This is a genomic window from Sphingomonas psychrolutea (genome assembly GCF_014636175.1).
Lineage (GTDB): Bacteria > Pseudomonadota > Alphaproteobacteria > Sphingomonadales > Sphingomonadaceae > Sphingomonas > Sphingomonas psychrolutea.
The window spans coordinates 118,351-134,868 of sequence record NZ_BMDW01000008.1; the positions used below are offsets into that span (position 1 = coordinate 118,351).

The window sequence follows — 16,518 nt, forward strand, 5'->3', positions numbered from 1 at the left end:
CCGGGGAAGGCGTAGCGGATCAGCAGCCCATCTGCTCCGCCAGCTCCTCCAGCGACCCCGCCCTATACTCCCACTCCTGCGCCGCCCCACGGTCCGGTGCGGGACGGCCGCCATATTCCATCGGGCGATCGACATAGGCCGTGCGCAACCCCGAGGCGCGCGCGGCGGCAAGGTCGCTATGGTGCGCGGCGACGAGGCAGAGTTCCTCCGGCGCGAGGCCCAAAATCTCCGCCGTGCCGAGATAGGCTTGCGGCATGGGTTTATAGACCCCGGTCGCCTCGGCTCCGAGGATCGCATCCCAGGGAAGACCCCCGCGCCGCGCCATTTCGAGGATCAGCGCGACATTGCCGTTGGACAGCGTGACGATCGGAAAACGCGCCTTCAACCGCGTCAGCCCCGCAACCACATCGGGCCACGGATCGAGCCGACGCCACGCCATTGCCAGATCGGCGACCGCCATATCGTCCGCGTGGACATCGTGCTGCGCCAACAGCGTATCGAGCGTCTCGCGATTGAGAACATCGAGCCGGGTATAGGCGCGGCGCCCCGAACGACATTCCTCCATCGCAGGCTGATACAGACCACGCCACGCATCGGCGAACGCGGCGGGATCCATGTCCCTCCGACCGAGCGGGCTGAAGAACGCCGCCGCTTCGCGCGCGATGCTGCTACGCCAATCGACGACGGTGCCGAAGACGTCGAAGGCCAGAACCTTTATCAGGCGACGATCTCGCGCAGCGCGGCCATCACGCCGCGGGTCTCTTTCTCGGTGCCGATCGTGATGCGCAAGCCATTGCCAAGCCCCTGCCCCGGCAGCCAGCGCACGATATAGCCGCGCTCCATCAGCGCCTTATACGCAGTCTCGGCGCTCACCGCGCCGTCGAACAGGACCAACACGAAGTTTGCAGCACTCGGAACGGCGCGCAGGCCCGCATTGCCGAGCTTGGCGATCTCGTCGTTAAACCACGCGCGCCACACCCGGTTATGCTCGCGCGACGCGGCGATGAAATCGGCGGCCCCCAGCGCCGCGACTGCGGCTTCCTGCCCCGCGGTCGTGCAGCAGAACGGCGCGCGGATGCGGTGCATCGCCGCGATCGCGTGCGCAGAGCCATAGCCCCAGCCGATCCGCTCAGCGGCGAGGCCGTGGATCTTGGAGAAGGTGCGCGTGACGAGCACGTTCGCCTGCGTGCGGGCAAGCTCGAGTCCGCCATCGTCCTCTTCGGGCAACAGATATTCGGCATAGGCCTGATCGAGCACCAACATCACGTGCGGCGGCAAACCGGCGTGCAGCCGCGCGATCTCGCGCGCCGGGGCATACGTGCCGGTCGGGTTGTTGGGGTTGGCGACGAACACGATCCGGGTGCGATCGGTCACGGCGGCGAGGATCGCATCGACATCGGTCGCATGGTCGCGGTCGTCCGCGATCACCAGCGTCGCGCCAACGCGGCGAGTTGCGATCTCATAGACGGCAAAGCCGTACCGCACCTGAATCACTTCATCGCCCGGCCCGGCATAGGCCCCGGCGATGAGGTGGAGGATTTCGTCCGATCCTGTGCCGTAAATCACGCGTGCCGGGTCAAGCTCGTGATGCGCTGCAATCGCTTCGCGCAGCACCGCCGCGCCCGCATCGGGATAGCGCGCCAGATCGCCGACATGCGCGACGAACGCCGCCTCGGCTTGCGGACTGGTGCCCAGCGGATTTTCATTCGACGACAATTTGACGACAGGCGCGCCGCTGTCGCTGGTCGACCGCCCCGGTACGTACGGGGCGATATCCATGATCCACGATTTAGGTTGGGGTGCGTTCATGGGACGCGCTTAGCGGGGAAAGCCGCCGCCTTCAATTCCTACTCCCGTTCCTCCCCGGCACGGGGAGGGGGACCGTGAGCATTCAGCGAACGGTGGAGGGGCAGTTACAGAGCGGCGCGCTTGTGGCTGCTCCTCCACCACTCGGCTGAAGAAGCCGAGCGGTCCCCCTCCCCGTTCCGGGGAGGAATAAGGAATTTACCCCCGTGGCCGCTTATGCCCGCCACCCGCCCCGGCGGGGCGGAGCGTCGGACGCTCGTGCCGCGCCGGCGCCGGCCCGTTGGCACGACGTCCGGCGCTCGGCCGCTCGGCATCGGCCGGGCCGCCCTGGACTTGTTCGAACTGGACAGCACCTTCGGGTTCCTCGCCCACGGTGCGCTTCACCGCCGCCATGAACTTGGCCGCGATGCCGCGCGGCACCTGGAACATCGTCTCGTTCGCGGCGATGCGGATCGCGCCGACTTCATTCTTGGTGATGTGCCCGCGACGGCAGATCAGCGGCAGAATCCAACGCGGATCGGCATTCTGGCGACGACCGATATCCATGCGGAACCACACCGTGTCATCGAAGCCCTCGCGGTGATGCTCCTTGCCGGCCTCACGCGGCGATCCGCCGGCACTGCTGTGCTCGATCATTTCCTCGGGCGCCGGCATCCGCGCGCGATAGCTGCGTACCAGAGCTGCCGCGATGTCCTCGGGGGTCTTCTTCTCGAGCAATTGCTGCGCCAGGGCGCGATCGTCCTCGTCGACTTCGACGTCTTCCATCAGCATCGTCATCAACCGCGACTTGTCGGCCTGGCGGATGTCGTCGACGGTCGGCGCATTCATCCATTCGACCGCGATCCGCGCACCGCGCAGCATCATCTCGACGCGGCGCTTCCGCTGATACGGCACGATCAGGATCGCGGTGCCCTTCTTGCCCGCACGGCCGGTGCGGCCCGAGCGATGCTGCAGCGTCTCGGCATCGCGCGGCAATTCGACGTGAACGACCAGCGACAGCGACGGCAGATCGATCCCGCGCGCGGCCACATCGGTCGCCACGCAAACCCGCGCGCGTTTATCGCGCAGCGCCTGCATCGCGGCATTGCGCTCGTTCTGGCTATGCTCGCCCGACAGCGCGACCGCGGCGAAGCCGCGTTCGATCAGCCCGGCGTGCAAATGCCGCACATTGTCGCGTGTCGCGCAGAACAGCATCGCCGTTTCCGCCTCGTGCAGCCGCAGCAAATTGACCACGGCATTTTCGATATCGGCGGGGGCAACGGTCACCGCCTGATAGCTGATATCGCCATGGCCGCGATCTTCGCCGACGGTCGAGATGCGCAACGCATCCTTCTGGTAGCGCTTGGCGAGCGCGACGATCGACTTGGGCATCGTCGCCGAGAACATCAGCGTGCGGCGTTCACCGGGCGACGCGTCGAGGATCAGTTCGAGATCCTCACGGAAGCCCATGTCGAGCATCTCGTCGGCTTCGTCGAGGATGACCGCCTTGAGGTTCGACAAATCGAGCGCACCGCGTTCGATATGGTCGCGCAAGCGGCCCGGCGTGCCGACCACGATATGCGTGCCGTGCGCGAGGCTGCGGCGCTCGCGGCTGGCGTCCATCCCGCCGACGCACGTCGAAATGCGCGCGCCGACCTTGCCGTAGAGCCATTCGAGCTCGCGGCTGACTTGCAGCGCGAGTTCGCGCGTCGGCGCGATGGCGAGCGCCAGCGGCGCGCGCGGCGACGGCAGGAGACCGTCCTCACCCAGCAATTGCGGCGCGATGGCGAGACCAAAGGCGACGGTCTTGCCCGATCCGGTCTGCGCCGAAACGATCAAGTCGCGGCCTTCGGCCTCGGGCTGGATGACGGCGGCCTGGACCGGGGTGGGCGCGGCATAACCACGCGCGGATAATGCTTCGCCAAGAAGCGTGGGGAGGTGTGAAAAGGGCATGATATTCCGGATCTGGGGGCGGCGGGGGCGCGCGCCAAAGCGGGCGTATAGCACGGGTGTGCGGGAAATGCACGTGTGCCGAAACGCCGATCAGATCGCGCGGTCGATCGCCAATCGATCCGGCATTTCCAGCGTCATCTGCGCGATATAGCTGGACCGGCTCTCCCCCGCCGCCTGTGCCATCGCGTCGAGTCGCTTCAGCACCCGGCGCGGCAGGGTGACGTTGACGCGTTCGATCGTGTCTTCGAACAACGCGGCATCAAGCGTGATGACACCCAAACTCCACCCGGCGAACTGCGGATCGAGCCGCAGCGTATCCAAACTGCTCGCACGCGGAATCGCCAGCCCGGCGTCCAGCGTGGCATCAATCCACGCCGCTGCCGCCTCTTCGGCACCGACAAGTGCCTCGTCAAGCGTATCGCCCGCAGAAAAACAGCCCGGCAAATCCGGCACTACGACGCCAAACGCAGTGGTGTCATCACCCGGTTCGATCGCGATGGGATAGCGCATATGACCTCCTACACTCCCGCCTGCTTGCGGATCGCCGCAACCAATCCGCGCCCCAAATCCTTCTTCGGATGCGGGATGACAACATGGCCGCCGCGATCCGGATGGGTGAACACATGGTGCGAGCCACGAACCCGATCGAGCACCCACCCTGCCGATTTCAACTCACGGATGAGATCGGCACTTTTCATGAGTGCGCATCATACACACTGCCTCATAAAAGTCAATCGCGAGCGATCGCCATCCCCGCCGCCCAACCGCTCGCCCAGGCCCATTGGAAATTGTAGCCCCCTAACCACCCGGTAACGTCCACCGCCTCGCCGATCGCGTAAAGCCCCGGCACCTTGCGCGCTTCCATCGTCTGCGAGGAGAGTTCAGCGGTGGAGATGCCGCCCGCCGTTACCTCGGCCTTGGCGAAGCCTTCGGTGCCGTTAGGAGTAAAGCGCCAATCGGCGAGTTGCGCCGCCGCCGCCGCGACCGCCTTGTCGGTGTGGGTGCCGAGTTCGCCGTCGATGCCGATCCGGTCGGCCAGCGTATCCGCGAGGCGCGCAGGCAAATGATTGCCGAGCGTATTGTCGAGCCGCGCGCGCGGGCGGGCATGCTTGACCGCGACGAGCCAGCCCGGCGCGAGATCGGGCAGGAAATCGATTCCGACCGGCTCGCCGTGCCGCCAGTAAGACGACACTTGCAGGATCGCCGGACCGCTCAATCCCTTGTGGGTGAAGAGTGCGGCCTCGCGAAACTTGGCCTTGCCCGCTTTGGCAACCACCTCGGCCGCGACACCCGAGAGCGAGCGGAACAGCGTTTCGTCGCCGCCCAGCGTCAGTGGCACCAGAGCCGGGCGCGGTTCGACCACTTTCAGTCCGAATTTGCGCGCGAGGTCATAGGCGAAGCCAGTCGCGCCCATTTGCGGGATCGACGGGCCGCCAGTGGCGATGACGAGCGCCGGCGCAGTGGCGGTGCGGTCGCCGACGGTGACGCGGTAGCGACCGTCGGCATGCTCCACGTCACGGATCGGCTGACCGAGCGCGATCTCGACCGCACCCCGGTCGCATTCATCCTGCAACAGCGCGACGATTTGCTTGGCCGAGCCGTCGCAGAACAATTGGCCGAGCGTCTTTTCGTGCCAGGCGATGCCGTGGCGTTCGACCAGAGCGAGGAAATCCTGCGCGCTGTAGCGGCCAAGCGCCGATTTGGCGAAGTGCGGATTGGCCGACAGGAAGCGATCCGCTGCGGTGTGGAGATTGGTGAAATTACACCGCCCGCCGCCGGAAATCAGGATCTTCTTGCCGATCGCCTCGGCATGATCGACCAGCAAAACGCGGCGCCCGCGTTGTCCGGCGGTAAGCGCGCACATCAGGCCGGCAGCGCCTGCGCCGAGGATGATGGTGTCGTAGGAGATTATCGCGGTCATCGGCTGGTCGTCACCCCGGACTTGTTCCGGGGTCCACCGGGCCGCACCTTGCGACGGTGGTTGCTTGCGGCACCGTGGACCCCGGAACAAGTCCGGGGTGACGATTTAGAGTCAGATCGCCGCGACGAGCCCGATCCGGAAACACGCCCCCGTCGCCACCCGCTCGGCCACGATAGTCCCGCCGCTCGCCGCCAGCAGCGAGCGCGCGATCGCGAGGCCCAGGCCCGCCCCGCCTTCCTCGCGCCGCCCGGTGAAGAAGGGTTCGAAGATGCGCGCGATGTCCGCTGCCGCCACCCCCGGTCCATCGTCCACCACTGACAGACGCACACCGTCGATCGCTTCGATGCGGATCGTCACCAGCGAAGCCCCCGCCTGCCGCGCATTTTCGACGACAGTCTCGAGGATCGTCTCGATCGCTTCGCTGGTGACCCGGGCGTCTGGCACCACCCCCGCATCCACGCCGACCGCAAAGCCTTCCCTCCGAAACGAATCTGCCACGCGCCGCGCCGCTGCCACTACATCGGCGCGCGCATCGGCATCGATCGTCGCCATGTCGGCGCGCGCGAGATCAAGCAGCCGCTGCACCAACCGCGCCAGCCGATCGGCATCCGCCGTCGCATTGCCAAGGAAACGCGCGCGCTCCGCTGCGCTCATCTCGGCGCCATGATCGCCGAGCAGTTCAAGCGCACCGCGAATCCCGGCGATCGGCGTCTTGAATTCGTGGCTCACCGCGGCGGCGAAATCGCGCAGATAGCGCGAGCGGCGCTCGATCCGCTCGGCCATACCGCGGAAATTGTCGTAAAGTTGCGCGATCTCGATTGCCGCCGTCACCGGCGTCTCGGGCACCACCGGCACGCCGCGCGCGACATCGTCGCTCGCGCGCGCCAGCGCCGAGATCGGCCGCGCGATGCCACGCGAGAGCAAGCCAGCGAGCACGAGCAGCGTCAGGAAGATCACCCCCGAACCGAGCAGGATCGCCACCCGATCCTGCCAGATGCCGATAAACAGCCCGCGCGGGGAGCGCGTGACCATCACCACGCCGATCACCTTGCCGCCAGCCATCACCGGGCGGGCATGATGGACGCGGATCGCATAGGCCCGGCTCAGCATCGCCCGCCAATCGGCCATTTCCACCGCGCTGCGTTCGCGCAGGACGGTCGCCGGACGCCCGCGCAGCGCCGCGCGCACCTCGGCCAGCTTCGCATAACTAAGGCCGGCATCGTTGCGGCCGAGCACGACCGTGCCCCGCGCATCGAGCAGGCGCGTCGCGGTCAGCGTGACCGCCACCGCATCGCTCACCATCGGGCGGAGCATTTGCCCGACCTGCTCGGCATGGGGGTCGGGCGGACCGGGCGCGCGCCCCCCGCGTGGCGCAGACGGCAGCACCGCATCGGTGCGCAAATCGATCGCCGGCGTTTCGGGCGCAAGCGGGCGTGGGACCGGGTCCGGCGCACCGTCTCGCCACGCCGATTTATACGCCGCCGCCAGCACCACGCTTTGCGCGATCAGTTCGGATTCGGTCTGCTGGACAATCGTATTCTCATACACGCGCAGCGACAGCGCCGCGACGCCGGGCAAGGTCGCCACGAACAGCAACGTCCCGAACAGGATGACGCGCAGCCGCAGCTTGGGCCAATGCGCCTTGGCAAAGGTCTTCAGCGCCCCGATCACATCAAGGCTCAACGGCAACTGCCGATGCGATACCCGATCCCGGCGCGCGTCTCGATCAGATCGACCTCGGGAAACTTGCCGCGCAAATTGCGGACATGGCTGTCGATCGTGCGATCGGTGATCGCAAAGCCCGGCCCGTGCAGCCGATCGATGATCGCATCGCGCGAGAAAACCTTGGTCGGACTCGTCGCGAACAGCAGCAGCAACTGAAACTCGGTCGCGGTGAGCAGCACCGGCGCATCGTCGAAGCGCGCCTCCCACGCCTCGGTATCGAGCGACAGGCGCGCGCGGGTCACCGCCTTGGGCGGTACGGCAGGTGCGGTCCCGCGCTTTAGGATCGCGCCGACACGCGCCACCACTTCGCGGGGAGAGAAAGGCTTCACGACATAATCGTCGCCGCCGATCTCGATCCCGACGATGCGGTCGATCTCGTCATCGCGTGAGGACAGAAACAGGATCGGCAGCGTCGCCCCCGCCCCGCCCTCGGCCCGCAATTTGCGGCACAGATCGAGCCCGTTGAGCCGTGGCATGTTGATGTCGAGCACCATCAGATCGGGCATCCGCCGCGCGAGCGCCGCCAGCGCATCCTCACCATCCGCCGCCTCCGCCACGCTCATCCCCGCCTTGCCCAGCGCGAAAGCGAGCAATTCGCGAATGTGCGGGTCGTCATCGACGATCAGGATGTGTCTCATAAGCGGCATAGTGGCTCCGGGTACGCAGGGGTCAACTCTTCTTGCCTCCCCTCCCTCGAAGGGAGGGGCTGGGGGTGGGTCGGTGTGGAGAAGTCACGCCGCCGCCCACACCGACCCACCCCTCAATCCCCTCCCTTCCAGGGAGGGGAGGAACAAGGGACACTATCCCAACCCTATCCACCGCTGATCCCGCGCTTGTGGAGAAACGGTGCAGACGGTACGCCCCGAAGCCCCAAGCGAAAGGCCATTCCCATGCGCGAAGCCGCAATTGTTTCCACCGCCCGCACCCCGATCGGCAAAGCCTATCGCGGCGCCTTCAACGCAACCGAAGCACCCGTGCTGGCGGCGCATGTGATGAACGCGGCGGTCGAGCGCGCTGGCATCGACCCGGCGCGGATCGACGAGATTTTCTGGGGCGTAGGCAATCAATGGGGCAGCCAGGGCGGCAATGCCGGACGCATGGCGACCTTTGCGGCCGGCCTGCCGCAAAGCGTGCCTGCCTTCACGCTCGACCGCAAATGCGGTTCGGGCCTGACGGCGGTGGCGCTCGCCGCGCGGAGCATCATCTGCGACGAAATGGATGTCGCGCTGGCGGGCGGGATGGAATCGGTCAGCTTTACCGTGACCAAGGATGCGCCGCGCTACGTCAACCAATCGGTGATCGCGCAGGAACCCGCCGCCTACATCCCGATGATCGAGACCGCCGAGATCGTCGCCGAGCGCTATGGCATCAGCCGCGAGGCGCAGGACGCCTATGCCGCGATGAGCCAGCAACGCGCAGTACGCGGGCTGGAAACGGGTGCGTTCACCGCCGAAATCGCGCCGATCACGGTCGAGCGGGCGCTGTTCGGCAAAGGCGGTGAGCCGGCCGGCAGCGAGACAATATTGCTGTCGCAGGACGAAGGCATTCGCGTCGGGACGACGGCTGAGGGGCTGGCGGGGCTCAAGACCGTCTGGCCCGGCGGCGAGTTCACTGGCCCCGGGCAGAACATCACCGCAGGCAATGCCAGCCAGCTGTCGGACGGTGCCTCGGCGCAAATCGTGATGGACCATGCGACCGCCAAGGCCGAGGGGCGCGAGATCCTCGGCCTGTATCGCGGTTTTCAGGCGGCGGGCTGCGGACCGGACGAAATGGGCATCGGCCCGATCTTCGCAATCCCCAAATTGCTGGCGCGCGCCGGGCTGTCGGTCGCCGATATCGGGCTGTGGGAATTGAACGAAGCGTTTGCCTCGCAATGCCTCTATTGCCGCGACTTCCTCGGGATCGATCCGGAAAAGTATAACGTCAATGGCGGCGCGATCGCGATCGGCCACCCGTTCGGGATGACCGGATCGCGCTTGGTCGGTCATGCGCTGATCGAGGGGCGCAGGCGTGGGGTGCGCTATGTGGTCGTGTCGATGTGTACGGCTGGGGGAATGGGCGCTGCCGGACTCTTCGAGATCGTCTAACGGCGCACGGGCGATACCCATTTCCGTTCGTCCCCGGACTCAGTCCGGGGCTGTCGAAGCACCGCTCCTCCAAAACACCGCGCGCGGGCGGATAGGTGTCTTTCGACAAGCTCAGGGCGAACGGGAGAGGGGGTCAAACCCCAACTTCCCGCCACGCGCCAGGCATTACGCCTTCGAGCGTCCACTCCCCGACCCGCCAGCGCACGAGCCGCAACGTCGGCAACCCAACCGCCGCCGTCATCCGCCGCACTTGCCGGTTGCGCCCTTCGCGGATCGTGACCTGCAGCCAGCAATCGGGCACACTCTTGCGAAACCGCACCGGCGGGTCGCGCGGCCACAGCTCGGGCGGGTCGATCCGTTCGATTTCGGCGGGGCGCGTCATCCCGTCCTTCAGCACAACGCCGCCGCGAAGGGCCGCAAGGCTCGCCTCGTCCGGCTCGCCCTCGACTTGCACCAGATAGGTCTTGGGCAGCTTGAAGCGCGGGTCGGCGATGCGCGCTTGCAAGCGCCCGTCATCGGTCAGCAGCAACAGCCCCTCGCTATCGCGGTCGAGCCGTCCCGCCGGATAGACGCCGGGCACAGCCACGAAATCCGACAATGTCGCGCGCGCCGTCTCCGATCCGGCATCGGTGAATTGCGAGAGCACGCCATACGGCTTGTTGAACAGGATAAGCCGCGCCATCGAATAGGCTATAGCAGCCGCGTCTCGATCCGGGGATGGTTTTCGAGCGTGCGGTGGACCGGACATTTGTCGGCGATCACCAGCATCCGCATCCGCTGCGCCTCGCTCAAATCACCCTCCAGCCGGATGACGCGTTCGAGCACTTCGAGCTTCGGCTTGCCCCCGGCCGCAGCGGCGCAATCGTCGGCATGGCGACGGCTGTGGTTGAGCGTCACCGAGACCCCGGTCAGCGGGATGTTCTCGTTCGCCGCGACGATCCGCAGCGTCATCGCGGTACACGTGCCGAGCGCCGAGAGCAGCAGATCATACGGCGTCGGCCCAAGATCGCTGCCGCCGACCGCCAAGGGTTCGTCGGCGAGAAAACTATGCCCTGAGGAGTCGACGATCTGCACGAACTTCGCCTCAGTCGAAGTGACGCGGACATGCCCCTCGGGCACCGCGTCGATCGGCATGGCCGGGCCGAGAAAGGGTTGCACCCAGGCCGCGATGATCATCGCGGCATAGCTGGCCTGTTCGGTATCAGTCAGCAAATGGTCCGCCCCATTCAGCGCGACAAAGCTCTTGGGATGCTTGGCCGCCTCGAAAATGGCGCGCGCATTCTCGATCCCGACGGTCGCATCGGTCGCCGAATGCAGCACCAGCAAGGCGCGTTTCAACCGCCCGAGCCGCGCCGCCTGATCCTGCCCCGCGACCGATTCCAGAAAATCGCGACCGATCCGGAACGGGCGGCCACCGATCGACACGTCGGTATGCTGCGCGCCAATATCCTCGGTCCCTTTGATGAGATGCAGCACGTGCGCCGGATCGAAGGGCGCGGCGATCGTCACCACCGCCTTCACCGATGGAATGCGTTCCGCCGCCGCGATCACCGCCGCGCCGCCAAGCGAATGGCCGATCAGGATCGCGGGCGCGCCGATATTGCTTCCCAAAAAGGTCGCCGCCGCAACCAGATCGTCGACATTGGCGGTGAAATGGCTGTCGGCGAACGCGCCTTCGCTATCGCCGAGGCCCGTGAAATCGAAGCGCAGCGTGGCGATGCCCTGCTCGGCAAGCGCGAGGCTGACGCGGCGCGCACCGTGGCTGCGCGCGGTGCAGGTGAAGCAATGGGCGAACACCGCAACCGCGCGGATCCGCCCCGGCGGGAGCTCGATCGACCCGGCGAGCATAACGCCGGCCGCATTGGGGAACCGTACTTCACGCTTCATGGCCAACGCCCTTCCTGCCCGCGCCCGGTTGATCGCCGGACGCTGCGACGAAGGATAGCATAGCGAGACGCGCCCTGCGCAAGGCGGTGCGAATGGGCACGCTTCTGATAGCCGACGCGCCCGCTAAGCGTACAAACTCTTTATTCGTCTCCATCGCGCGACGGCATCGCGCCACCGCGGCGTCCACCCGGCCCGCCCGGTCGACGCCCCCCCGGTCCGCCGGGCGCAAGCTGGGGTAATTCGTTAAACGTCAGGCGTCCGTCCCCCCGCTTGTCGAGCAAAGTAAAGCGCTGTTCGGCGGCGGCGCGAAACTCGCGGATATCGACTCCGCGATTGAGATTGGCGTCGGCTGCCGTGATCGGTTCGGGATAGCCGAAAAAGCCGAAGCGGGCGGCACCCTGGGCGAACGCGTCGTACGATCCGACCGCTGGCGACCTCGCTCCGCCACCGCTCTCCGGTCCGCCTTCCGGCCCGCCCTCCGGACCACCGCCGCCGCCGCCGCCGGGGGGCCTGCCACCACCACCTCTGCCACCTTTGCTGCCGCGAGGACCGCGACCCCCACCACCGGGCGGAAACGCGCCGCCCGGGCCACCACTGCGGATTTCAGGCGCAAGCACGGTTTCATAATAGTCGATGTCCCCCGGATCGATTTCGCCGTCATGCTCGCGGTCGAGCATCAGGAAGAAGCGATCGGCATCGGCAACGAATTCGGCTTGCGTCACGACGCCGTCGTGGTTCGCATCGGCAGGATCGAACCAGATGCGGACGGGATCGGGGCCGCGAAACGGTTCGCCCATCGGGCTGATGAACAGCGGTCCGCGCGAACGGAAGTACTCCGGCCCACGCTCGCCTGGTTCATCGAGCGGCGGCAAGCGACCAGCCAGCGGCTCGGTATGGACCTGCGGGGACGGCGGCGCTGTCGCTTGGAGCAATGCCAGCACCAAAATCCAACTCGCCATCGTCCACACTCCCATCGCCCGACTGCAGGACGCAGCTAAGCCCGGATTGTCGCAAGAATGTGTCGGCGGTTCAGTCGGCGAAAAGAAGAACCGGCGTCTCAAGATACCGCTTCAACGCCTGGACGAAGCTCGCCGCGTCCCAACCGTCGACAACGCGGTGGTCGCAGCTGATCGACAGGTTCATCAGCTTGGCGCGGACGATCTCGTCGCCGACGAAAATGGGGCGCTCGACGATCTTGTTCGGGCCGATGATCGCGACTTCGGGGCGGTTGATCACCGGCGTCGTCGCGATCCCGCCCAAGGGCCCAAGCGAGGTGACGGTGAGCGTGCCGCCGCCCATCTCGTCGGGCTTCAGTTTGTTGGCGCGCGCCGCCTCGGCGAGACGCAGGATCTCGGTCGCGAGTTGCCAGACGTTGCGGTCCTGCGCGTCGCGGATCACGGGGACAGTGAGGCCAGCATCGGTCTGCGTCGCCATGCCGAGATGCACTGCACCATGCCGCGTCACCACACCCGCTTCATCGTCGTAGCGCGCGTTGATCATCGGGAACGCCGGCACGGTCTTGCAGATCGCCGCGATCAGCAGCGGGAGTAGTGTGAGCTTGGGGCGCTGCCCGCGATTGGCGTTGAGATCGCCCCGCATCGCCTCAAGCGCGGTGACGTCGATCTCTTCGACATAGGTGAAATGCGGGATCGCGCGCTTCGACGCCGCCATATTCTCGGCGATGCGGCGGCGCATGCCGATGACCTTGATCGCCTCGTCTGGGCGGGCGTGGCTGGCGTGCGGGGCGTGATAGCCCTGTCCCTGTCCGTAGCGCAGGAACGCGTCGAGATCGCTATGGCGAACGCGGTCGGATTCGGTTTTCACCTGCGCAAGGTCGATGCCGAGGTCGGCCGCGCGGGCGCGCACCGCGGGGGAGGCGAGGACGCGCGCCGCGGCGTGGTCTTCCTCCTTCCCCGGCGAAGGCCGGGGCCCAGTTGCGAAGGTCGATGTTGACGAGGGCTGCGCGTCGTTACCAAACGCGCGCGACTGGGCCCCGGCCTCCGCCGGGGAAGCAGTAAAAGAAGCGGGAGCGGGAGAAGAAGGTGCCCCCACTCCCGGATTCTCCGCCTCATATTGCTTCGCTACCTCAACCTGATCTTCGCTCAGCGGCGCGACCTTCACTTCATCGGTCAGCGGCTCGAGCGCAGGCGCTTCCGACGCCGAGAAATCCCCCGCGGTCTCGATCACCACCAGCGCAGCACCAATCGACACGGACTCGCCGACTTCGCCCGCCAGTTCGACCACGATCCCCGACACCGGCGATTCCATTTCGACCGTCGCCTTGTCGGTCATCATGTCGGCGATTTGCTGGTCTTCCTCGATCCGGTCGCCGACCTTCACATGCCACGCGACGATCTCGGCCTCGGAAATGCCTTCGCCGATATCGGGGAGTTTGAACGTGAACCGCGCCATTACCGTGCGTCCTTCATGATCTTCTTGAGCGCCTCGCCGATGCGGACGGGGCCCGGGAAATACGCCCATTCCAGGCTGTGCGGATAGGGCGTGTCGAAACCGGTTACGCGCTCGATCGGGGCTTCGAGATGGTAGAAACAGCGTTCCTGTACTTGCGCCGACAGTTCCGCGCCGAACCCGCTGGTCCGCGTCGCTTCATGCACGATCATGCAGCGCCCGGTCTTCTGCACCGATGCGGCGATCGTTTCGATGTCGAGCGGCACCAACGTGCGCAAATCGATCACCTCGGCATCGACGCCGGCTTCCTCGATCACCGCGAGGGCGACATGCACCATCGTGCCATAGGCGAGCACCGTCAGCGCCTCGCCCGGACGAACGATCTTCGCCTTACCAAGTTCGATCTTGTAATAGCCGGTCGGCACGTCGCCCGCGGGATGCTGCGACCAATTCTGCGTCGGTTTGTCCCAATGGCCGTCGAACGGGCCGTTATAGATGCGCTTGGGTTCGAAGAAGATCGTCGGATCGTTATCCTCGATCGCCGCGATCAGCAGGCCCTTGGCGTCATAGGGGGTCGAGGGGATGACGGTCTTGATGCCCGAGACGTGGGTAAAGATGCCTTCGGGCGACTGGCTGTGGGTCTGCCCGCCGAAGATGCCGCCGCCGAAGGGCGATCGCACCGTAATCGGCGACGTGAATTCTCCGCCCGAGCGATAGCGCAACCGCGCCGCTTCACTGACGAGCTGGTCGAGCGCAGGATAGATATAATCGGCGAACTGGATTTCAGGCACGGGCCGCAGGCCATAAGCGCCCATCCCGACCGCGACGCCAATGATCCCGCATTCGGTGATCGGCGTGTCGAACACGCGGGTCTTGCCGAACTTCGCCTGCAACCCGGCGGTCGCGCGGAACACGCCGCCGAAATAACCGACATCCTCGCCCATCACGACAATGTCGGGATCGCGGTCCATCATCACATCCATCGCGGAATTGATCGCCTGGATCATGTTCATGCGGGTGGATTCTGGTGTGTCGGTCATACTGCTACACCCGCCGCGCAAGCGGCCTCAAAAAACTTCTTCTTCTCCGCGTCTCCGCGTCTCCGCGTGATCCAACCTTCTTTTTGTTCACGCGGAGACGCGGAGACGCGGAGGAAGAAGGAAGACAAAGATGATGCGGCTGCGCCGCCGATCGACGCGCTCATGCTTTTCGCGCCCATGGCCGGCCGCTGGCGGTTTCTTCGGCGATCATCTGCGCTTGCTGCTCGCGCAAATGCCACGGCATTTCCTCGAACACGCCGTCGAACAGCGTGTCGAGCGGTTGATGCAGGCCGTGGCCAAGAATGCCATTGGCTTCGGCTTCCTTCTGCGCGCGCTTCACCGATTCGGCGAGCTCCAGATCCTGCGCCATGTGACGCGCCTCATCCCATTCGCCGATCGCGATCAGATGCTCCTTCAGTCGCTTGATCGGGTCGCCGAGCGGCCAGGCAGTCGGCTCTCCGGCGGAACGATATTGCCCCGGGTCGTCCGAGGTCGAATGCCCCTCGGCGCGGTAGGTGAAATGCTCGATCAGCGTCGGCCCCTGATTGGTCCGCGCGCGCTCGGCGGCCCAGGCGGTCGCAGCGTAAACCGCGAGCGCGTCATTGCCGTCGACGCGCAAGCCCGCAATCCCGTAACCGACCGCGCGCGCCGCGAAGGTCGTCGATTCGGCACCGGCAAAGCCAGAGAAGCTCGAAATCGCCCATTGGTTGTTGACGACGTTGAAGATCACCGGCGCGCGGTAGACGCTCGCGAAGGTGCAAGCCGAATGGAAATCGCCCTCGGCGGTCGAGCCCTCGCCGCACCAGGTCGCGGCAATCCGCGTATCGCCCTTGGCGGCGCTCGCCATCGCCCAGCCGACCGCCTGCGGATATTGCGTGGTGAGGTTGCCCGAGATCGAGAAGAACCCGGCTTCCTTGACCGAATACATGATCGGCAATTGCTTACCTTGTAGCCGGTCGGCGGTGTTCGAATAGATTTGGTTCATCATGTCGACCATTGACCAGCCGCGCGCGATCAGCAGGCCCTGCTGGCGGTAGGACGGAAAGCACATGTCCTCATAATCGAGCGCAAAGGCCGCGGCGACCGCGACCGCTTCTTCGCCTGTGCACTTCATGTAGAAGCTGGTCTTGCCCTGCCGCTGCGCGCGGAACATGCGTTCGTCGAACGCACGGACCAGCGCCATGCTGCGCAGCATCGCGCGGAGCGTATCGGGCGGCAGCCGCGGATTCCACGGGCCGACCGCTTGCCCTGAATCGTCGAGCACACGGACCAGATCGAACGCAAGCTCGCGGAACGTATCGGCGGGATCGGCGATATCGGGGCGGCGCGCCTGCCCCGCCGGGGGAATCGGCACTTGCGTGAAATCGACCGTGTCGCCGGGCCGGAACTTGGGTTCGGGCACGTAAAGCGACAGTGGCGGCAGATTCGGCTTCAAATGGGCAGGGACGCGGTCGCTTGCCATGATCTCTCCAGCGGAACGTGCTCTCATATACGGTCGGCACGTGGATTCGTTCTATCACATCGTTGTTATAAAATTTCGCGAGGCTTGGCGAGAGGCTCGCGTGGGCGGAATGCGACGGCCTGTCCCGTTCCGGTGATTCAGCAGCTTGACTCAGTGGGCCGAAAAGGAACAAAATAAGAACAATCCTGCTTCTGCGAGTCGTGTCCTGTGTCCTCCGCCGCCCTTCCCTCCGCCACTTTGGCCCATGCC

At 66.0% G+C, this 16,518-nt stretch carries 15 protein-coding genes; 1 reads left to right on the top strand and 14 read right to left on the bottom strand.

Features of this window, described 5'->3' with window-relative positions:
- Positions 1-19: 19 nt before the first annotated feature.
- The 8 genes from IEV62_RS08650 to IEV62_RS08685 form a co-directional block, all read right to left on the bottom strand.
- Positions 20-721: a haloacid dehalogenase type II gene (locus IEV62_RS08650; protein WP_308510775.1), complete on the bottom strand. Its 702-nt coding sequence runs from the start codon at positions 719-721 to the stop codon at positions 20-22.
- On the bottom strand, positions 718-1,809 hold the full coding sequence (hisC, locus tag IEV62_RS08655; protein ID WP_188446535.1) for a histidinol-phosphate transaminase: 1,092 nt from the start codon (positions 1,807-1,809) through the stop codon (positions 718-720). The genes IEV62_RS08650 and hisC overlap by 4 nt, the downstream gene beginning before the upstream one ends.
- Positions 1,810-2,004: 195 nt before the next feature.
- Positions 2,005-3,738: a DEAD/DEAH box helicase gene (locus tag IEV62_RS08660; RefSeq protein WP_188446537.1), complete on the bottom strand. Its 1,734-nt coding sequence runs from the start codon at positions 3,736-3,738 to the stop codon at positions 2,005-2,007.
- Positions 3,739-3,828: 90 nt separating this feature from the next.
- Positions 3,829-4,248: a type II toxin-antitoxin system HicB family antitoxin gene (locus IEV62_RS08665; protein ID WP_188446539.1), complete on the bottom strand. Its 420-nt coding sequence runs from the start codon at positions 4,246-4,248 to the stop codon at positions 3,829-3,831.
- An 8-nt stretch (positions 4,249-4,256) separates the two neighbouring features.
- Positions 4,257-4,436 carry a type II toxin-antitoxin system HicA family toxin gene (locus IEV62_RS08670; protein ID WP_188446541.1) on the bottom strand — a complete coding sequence of 60 codons (180 nt, stop codon included), beginning with the start codon at positions 4,434-4,436 and terminating at the stop codon, positions 4,257-4,259.
- Positions 4,437-4,468: 32 nt separating this feature from the next.
- On the bottom strand, positions 4,469-5,659 hold the full coding sequence (locus IEV62_RS08675; protein ID WP_188446543.1) for a BaiN/RdsA family NAD(P)/FAD-dependent oxidoreductase: 1,191 nt from the start codon (positions 5,657-5,659) through the stop codon (positions 4,469-4,471).
- Positions 5,660-5,770: 111 nt separating this feature from the next.
- A complete protein-coding gene (locus tag IEV62_RS08680; RefSeq protein ID WP_229732961.1) occupies positions 5,771-7,348 on the bottom strand; it encodes a sensor histidine kinase in 1,578 nt (525 codons plus the stop codon).
- Entirely contained in the window at positions 7,339-8,022 is a 684-nt protein-coding gene (locus IEV62_RS08685) for a response regulator transcription factor (protein WP_188446545.1), read from the bottom strand. Before IEV62_RS08685 ends, IEV62_RS08680 begins: the two co-directional genes overlap by 10 nt.
- Positions 8,023-8,274: 252 nt before the next feature.
- Here IEV62_RS08685 and IEV62_RS08690 point away from each other — a divergent pair, with 252 nt between their 5' ends.
- Complete coding sequence (locus IEV62_RS08690; protein WP_188446547.1) at positions 8,275-9,471, top strand: thiolase family protein; 1,197 nt, start codon at positions 8,275-8,277, stop codon at positions 9,469-9,471.
- A gap of 133 nt (positions 9,472-9,604) precedes the next feature.
- On the opposite strand, the gene IEV62_RS08695 is transcribed toward IEV62_RS08690, so the two are convergent.
- The 6 genes from IEV62_RS08695 to IEV62_RS08720 form a co-directional block, all read right to left on the bottom strand.
- The gene (locus IEV62_RS08695) at positions 9,605-10,153 is read right to left on the bottom strand and encodes a pseudouridine synthase (RefSeq protein WP_188446548.1); all 549 of its coding nucleotides are present in this window, start codon (positions 10,151-10,153) and stop codon (positions 9,605-9,607) included.
- A gap of 8 nt (positions 10,154-10,161) precedes the next feature.
- A complete protein-coding gene (locus IEV62_RS08700) occupies positions 10,162-11,358 on the bottom strand; it encodes a bifunctional alpha/beta hydrolase/OsmC family protein (RefSeq protein ID WP_188446550.1) in 1,197 nt (398 codons plus the stop codon).
- A gap of 140 nt (positions 11,359-11,498) precedes the next feature.
- Positions 11,499-12,317 (bottom strand): EF-hand domain-containing protein, encoded by an 819-nt coding sequence (locus IEV62_RS08705; protein WP_188446552.1) that lies wholly within the window; start codon positions 12,315-12,317, stop codon positions 11,499-11,501.
- A gap of 70 nt (positions 12,318-12,387) precedes the next feature.
- Positions 12,388-13,770, bottom strand: coding sequence for a dihydrolipoamide acetyltransferase family protein (locus tag IEV62_RS08710; protein ID WP_188446554.1), 1,383 nt, complete (start codon positions 13,768-13,770; stop codon positions 12,388-12,390).
- Positions 13,770-14,780 carry an alpha-ketoacid dehydrogenase subunit beta gene (locus tag IEV62_RS08715; RefSeq protein ID WP_188446592.1) on the bottom strand — a complete coding sequence of 337 codons (1,011 nt, stop codon included), beginning with the start codon at positions 14,778-14,780 and terminating at the stop codon, positions 13,770-13,772. Before IEV62_RS08715 ends, IEV62_RS08710 begins: the two co-directional genes overlap by 1 nt.
- 187 nt (positions 14,781-14,967) lie before the next feature.
- Positions 14,968-16,269, bottom strand: a complete 1,302-nt coding sequence (locus IEV62_RS08720; protein ID WP_188446556.1) for a 3-methyl-2-oxobutanoate dehydrogenase (2-methylpropanoyl-transferring) subunit alpha — start codon at positions 16,267-16,269, stop codon at positions 14,968-14,970.
- Positions 16,270-16,518 lie beyond the last annotated feature (249 nt).

Bases quoted from the DNA above. Each gene is read 5' to 3' on its own strand.
- hisC (WP_188446535.1), bottom strand. From the start codon at position 1,809: ATGAACGCACCCCAACCTAAATCGTGGATCATGGATATCGCCCCGTAC.
- IEV62_RS08660 (WP_188446537.1), bottom strand. From the start codon at position 3,738: ATGCCCTTTTCACACCTCCCCACGCTTCTTGGCGAAGCATTATCCGCG.
- IEV62_RS08665 (WP_188446539.1), bottom strand. From the start codon at position 4,248: ATGCGCTATCCCATCGCGATCGAACCGGGTGATGACACCACTGCGTTT.
- IEV62_RS08670 (WP_188446541.1), bottom strand. From the start codon at position 4,436: ATGAAAAGTGCCGATCTCATCCGTGAGTTGAAATCGGCAGGGTGGGTG.
- IEV62_RS08675 (WP_188446543.1), bottom strand. From the start codon at position 5,659: ATGACCGCGATAATCTCCTACGACACCATCATCCTCGGCGCAGGCGCT.
- IEV62_RS08685 (WP_188446545.1), bottom strand. From the start codon at position 8,022: ATGAGACACATCCTGATCGTCGATGACGACCCGCACATTCGCGAATTG.
- IEV62_RS08690 (WP_188446547.1), top strand. From the start codon at position 8,275: ATGCGCGAAGCCGCAATTGTTTCCACCGCCCGCACCCCGATCGGCAAA.
- IEV62_RS08695 (WP_188446548.1), bottom strand. From the start codon at position 10,153: ATGGCGCGGCTTATCCTGTTCAACAAGCCGTATGGCGTGCTCTCGCAA.
- IEV62_RS08700 (WP_188446550.1), bottom strand. From the start codon at position 11,358: ATGAAGCGTGAAGTACGGTTCCCCAATGCGGCCGGCGTTATGCTCGCC.
- IEV62_RS08705 (WP_188446552.1), bottom strand. From the start codon at position 12,317: ATGGCGAGTTGGATTTTGGTGCTGGCATTGCTCCAAGCGACAGCGCCG.
- IEV62_RS08710 (WP_188446554.1), bottom strand. From the start codon at position 13,770: ATGGCGCGGTTCACGTTCAAACTCCCCGATATCGGCGAAGGCATTTCC.
- IEV62_RS08715 (WP_188446592.1), bottom strand. From the start codon at position 14,780: ATGAACATGATCCAGGCGATCAATTCCGCGATGGATGTGATGATGGAC.
- IEV62_RS08720 (WP_188446556.1), bottom strand. From the start codon at position 16,269: ATGGCAAGCGACCGCGTCCCTGCCCATTTGAAGCCGAATCTGCCGCCA.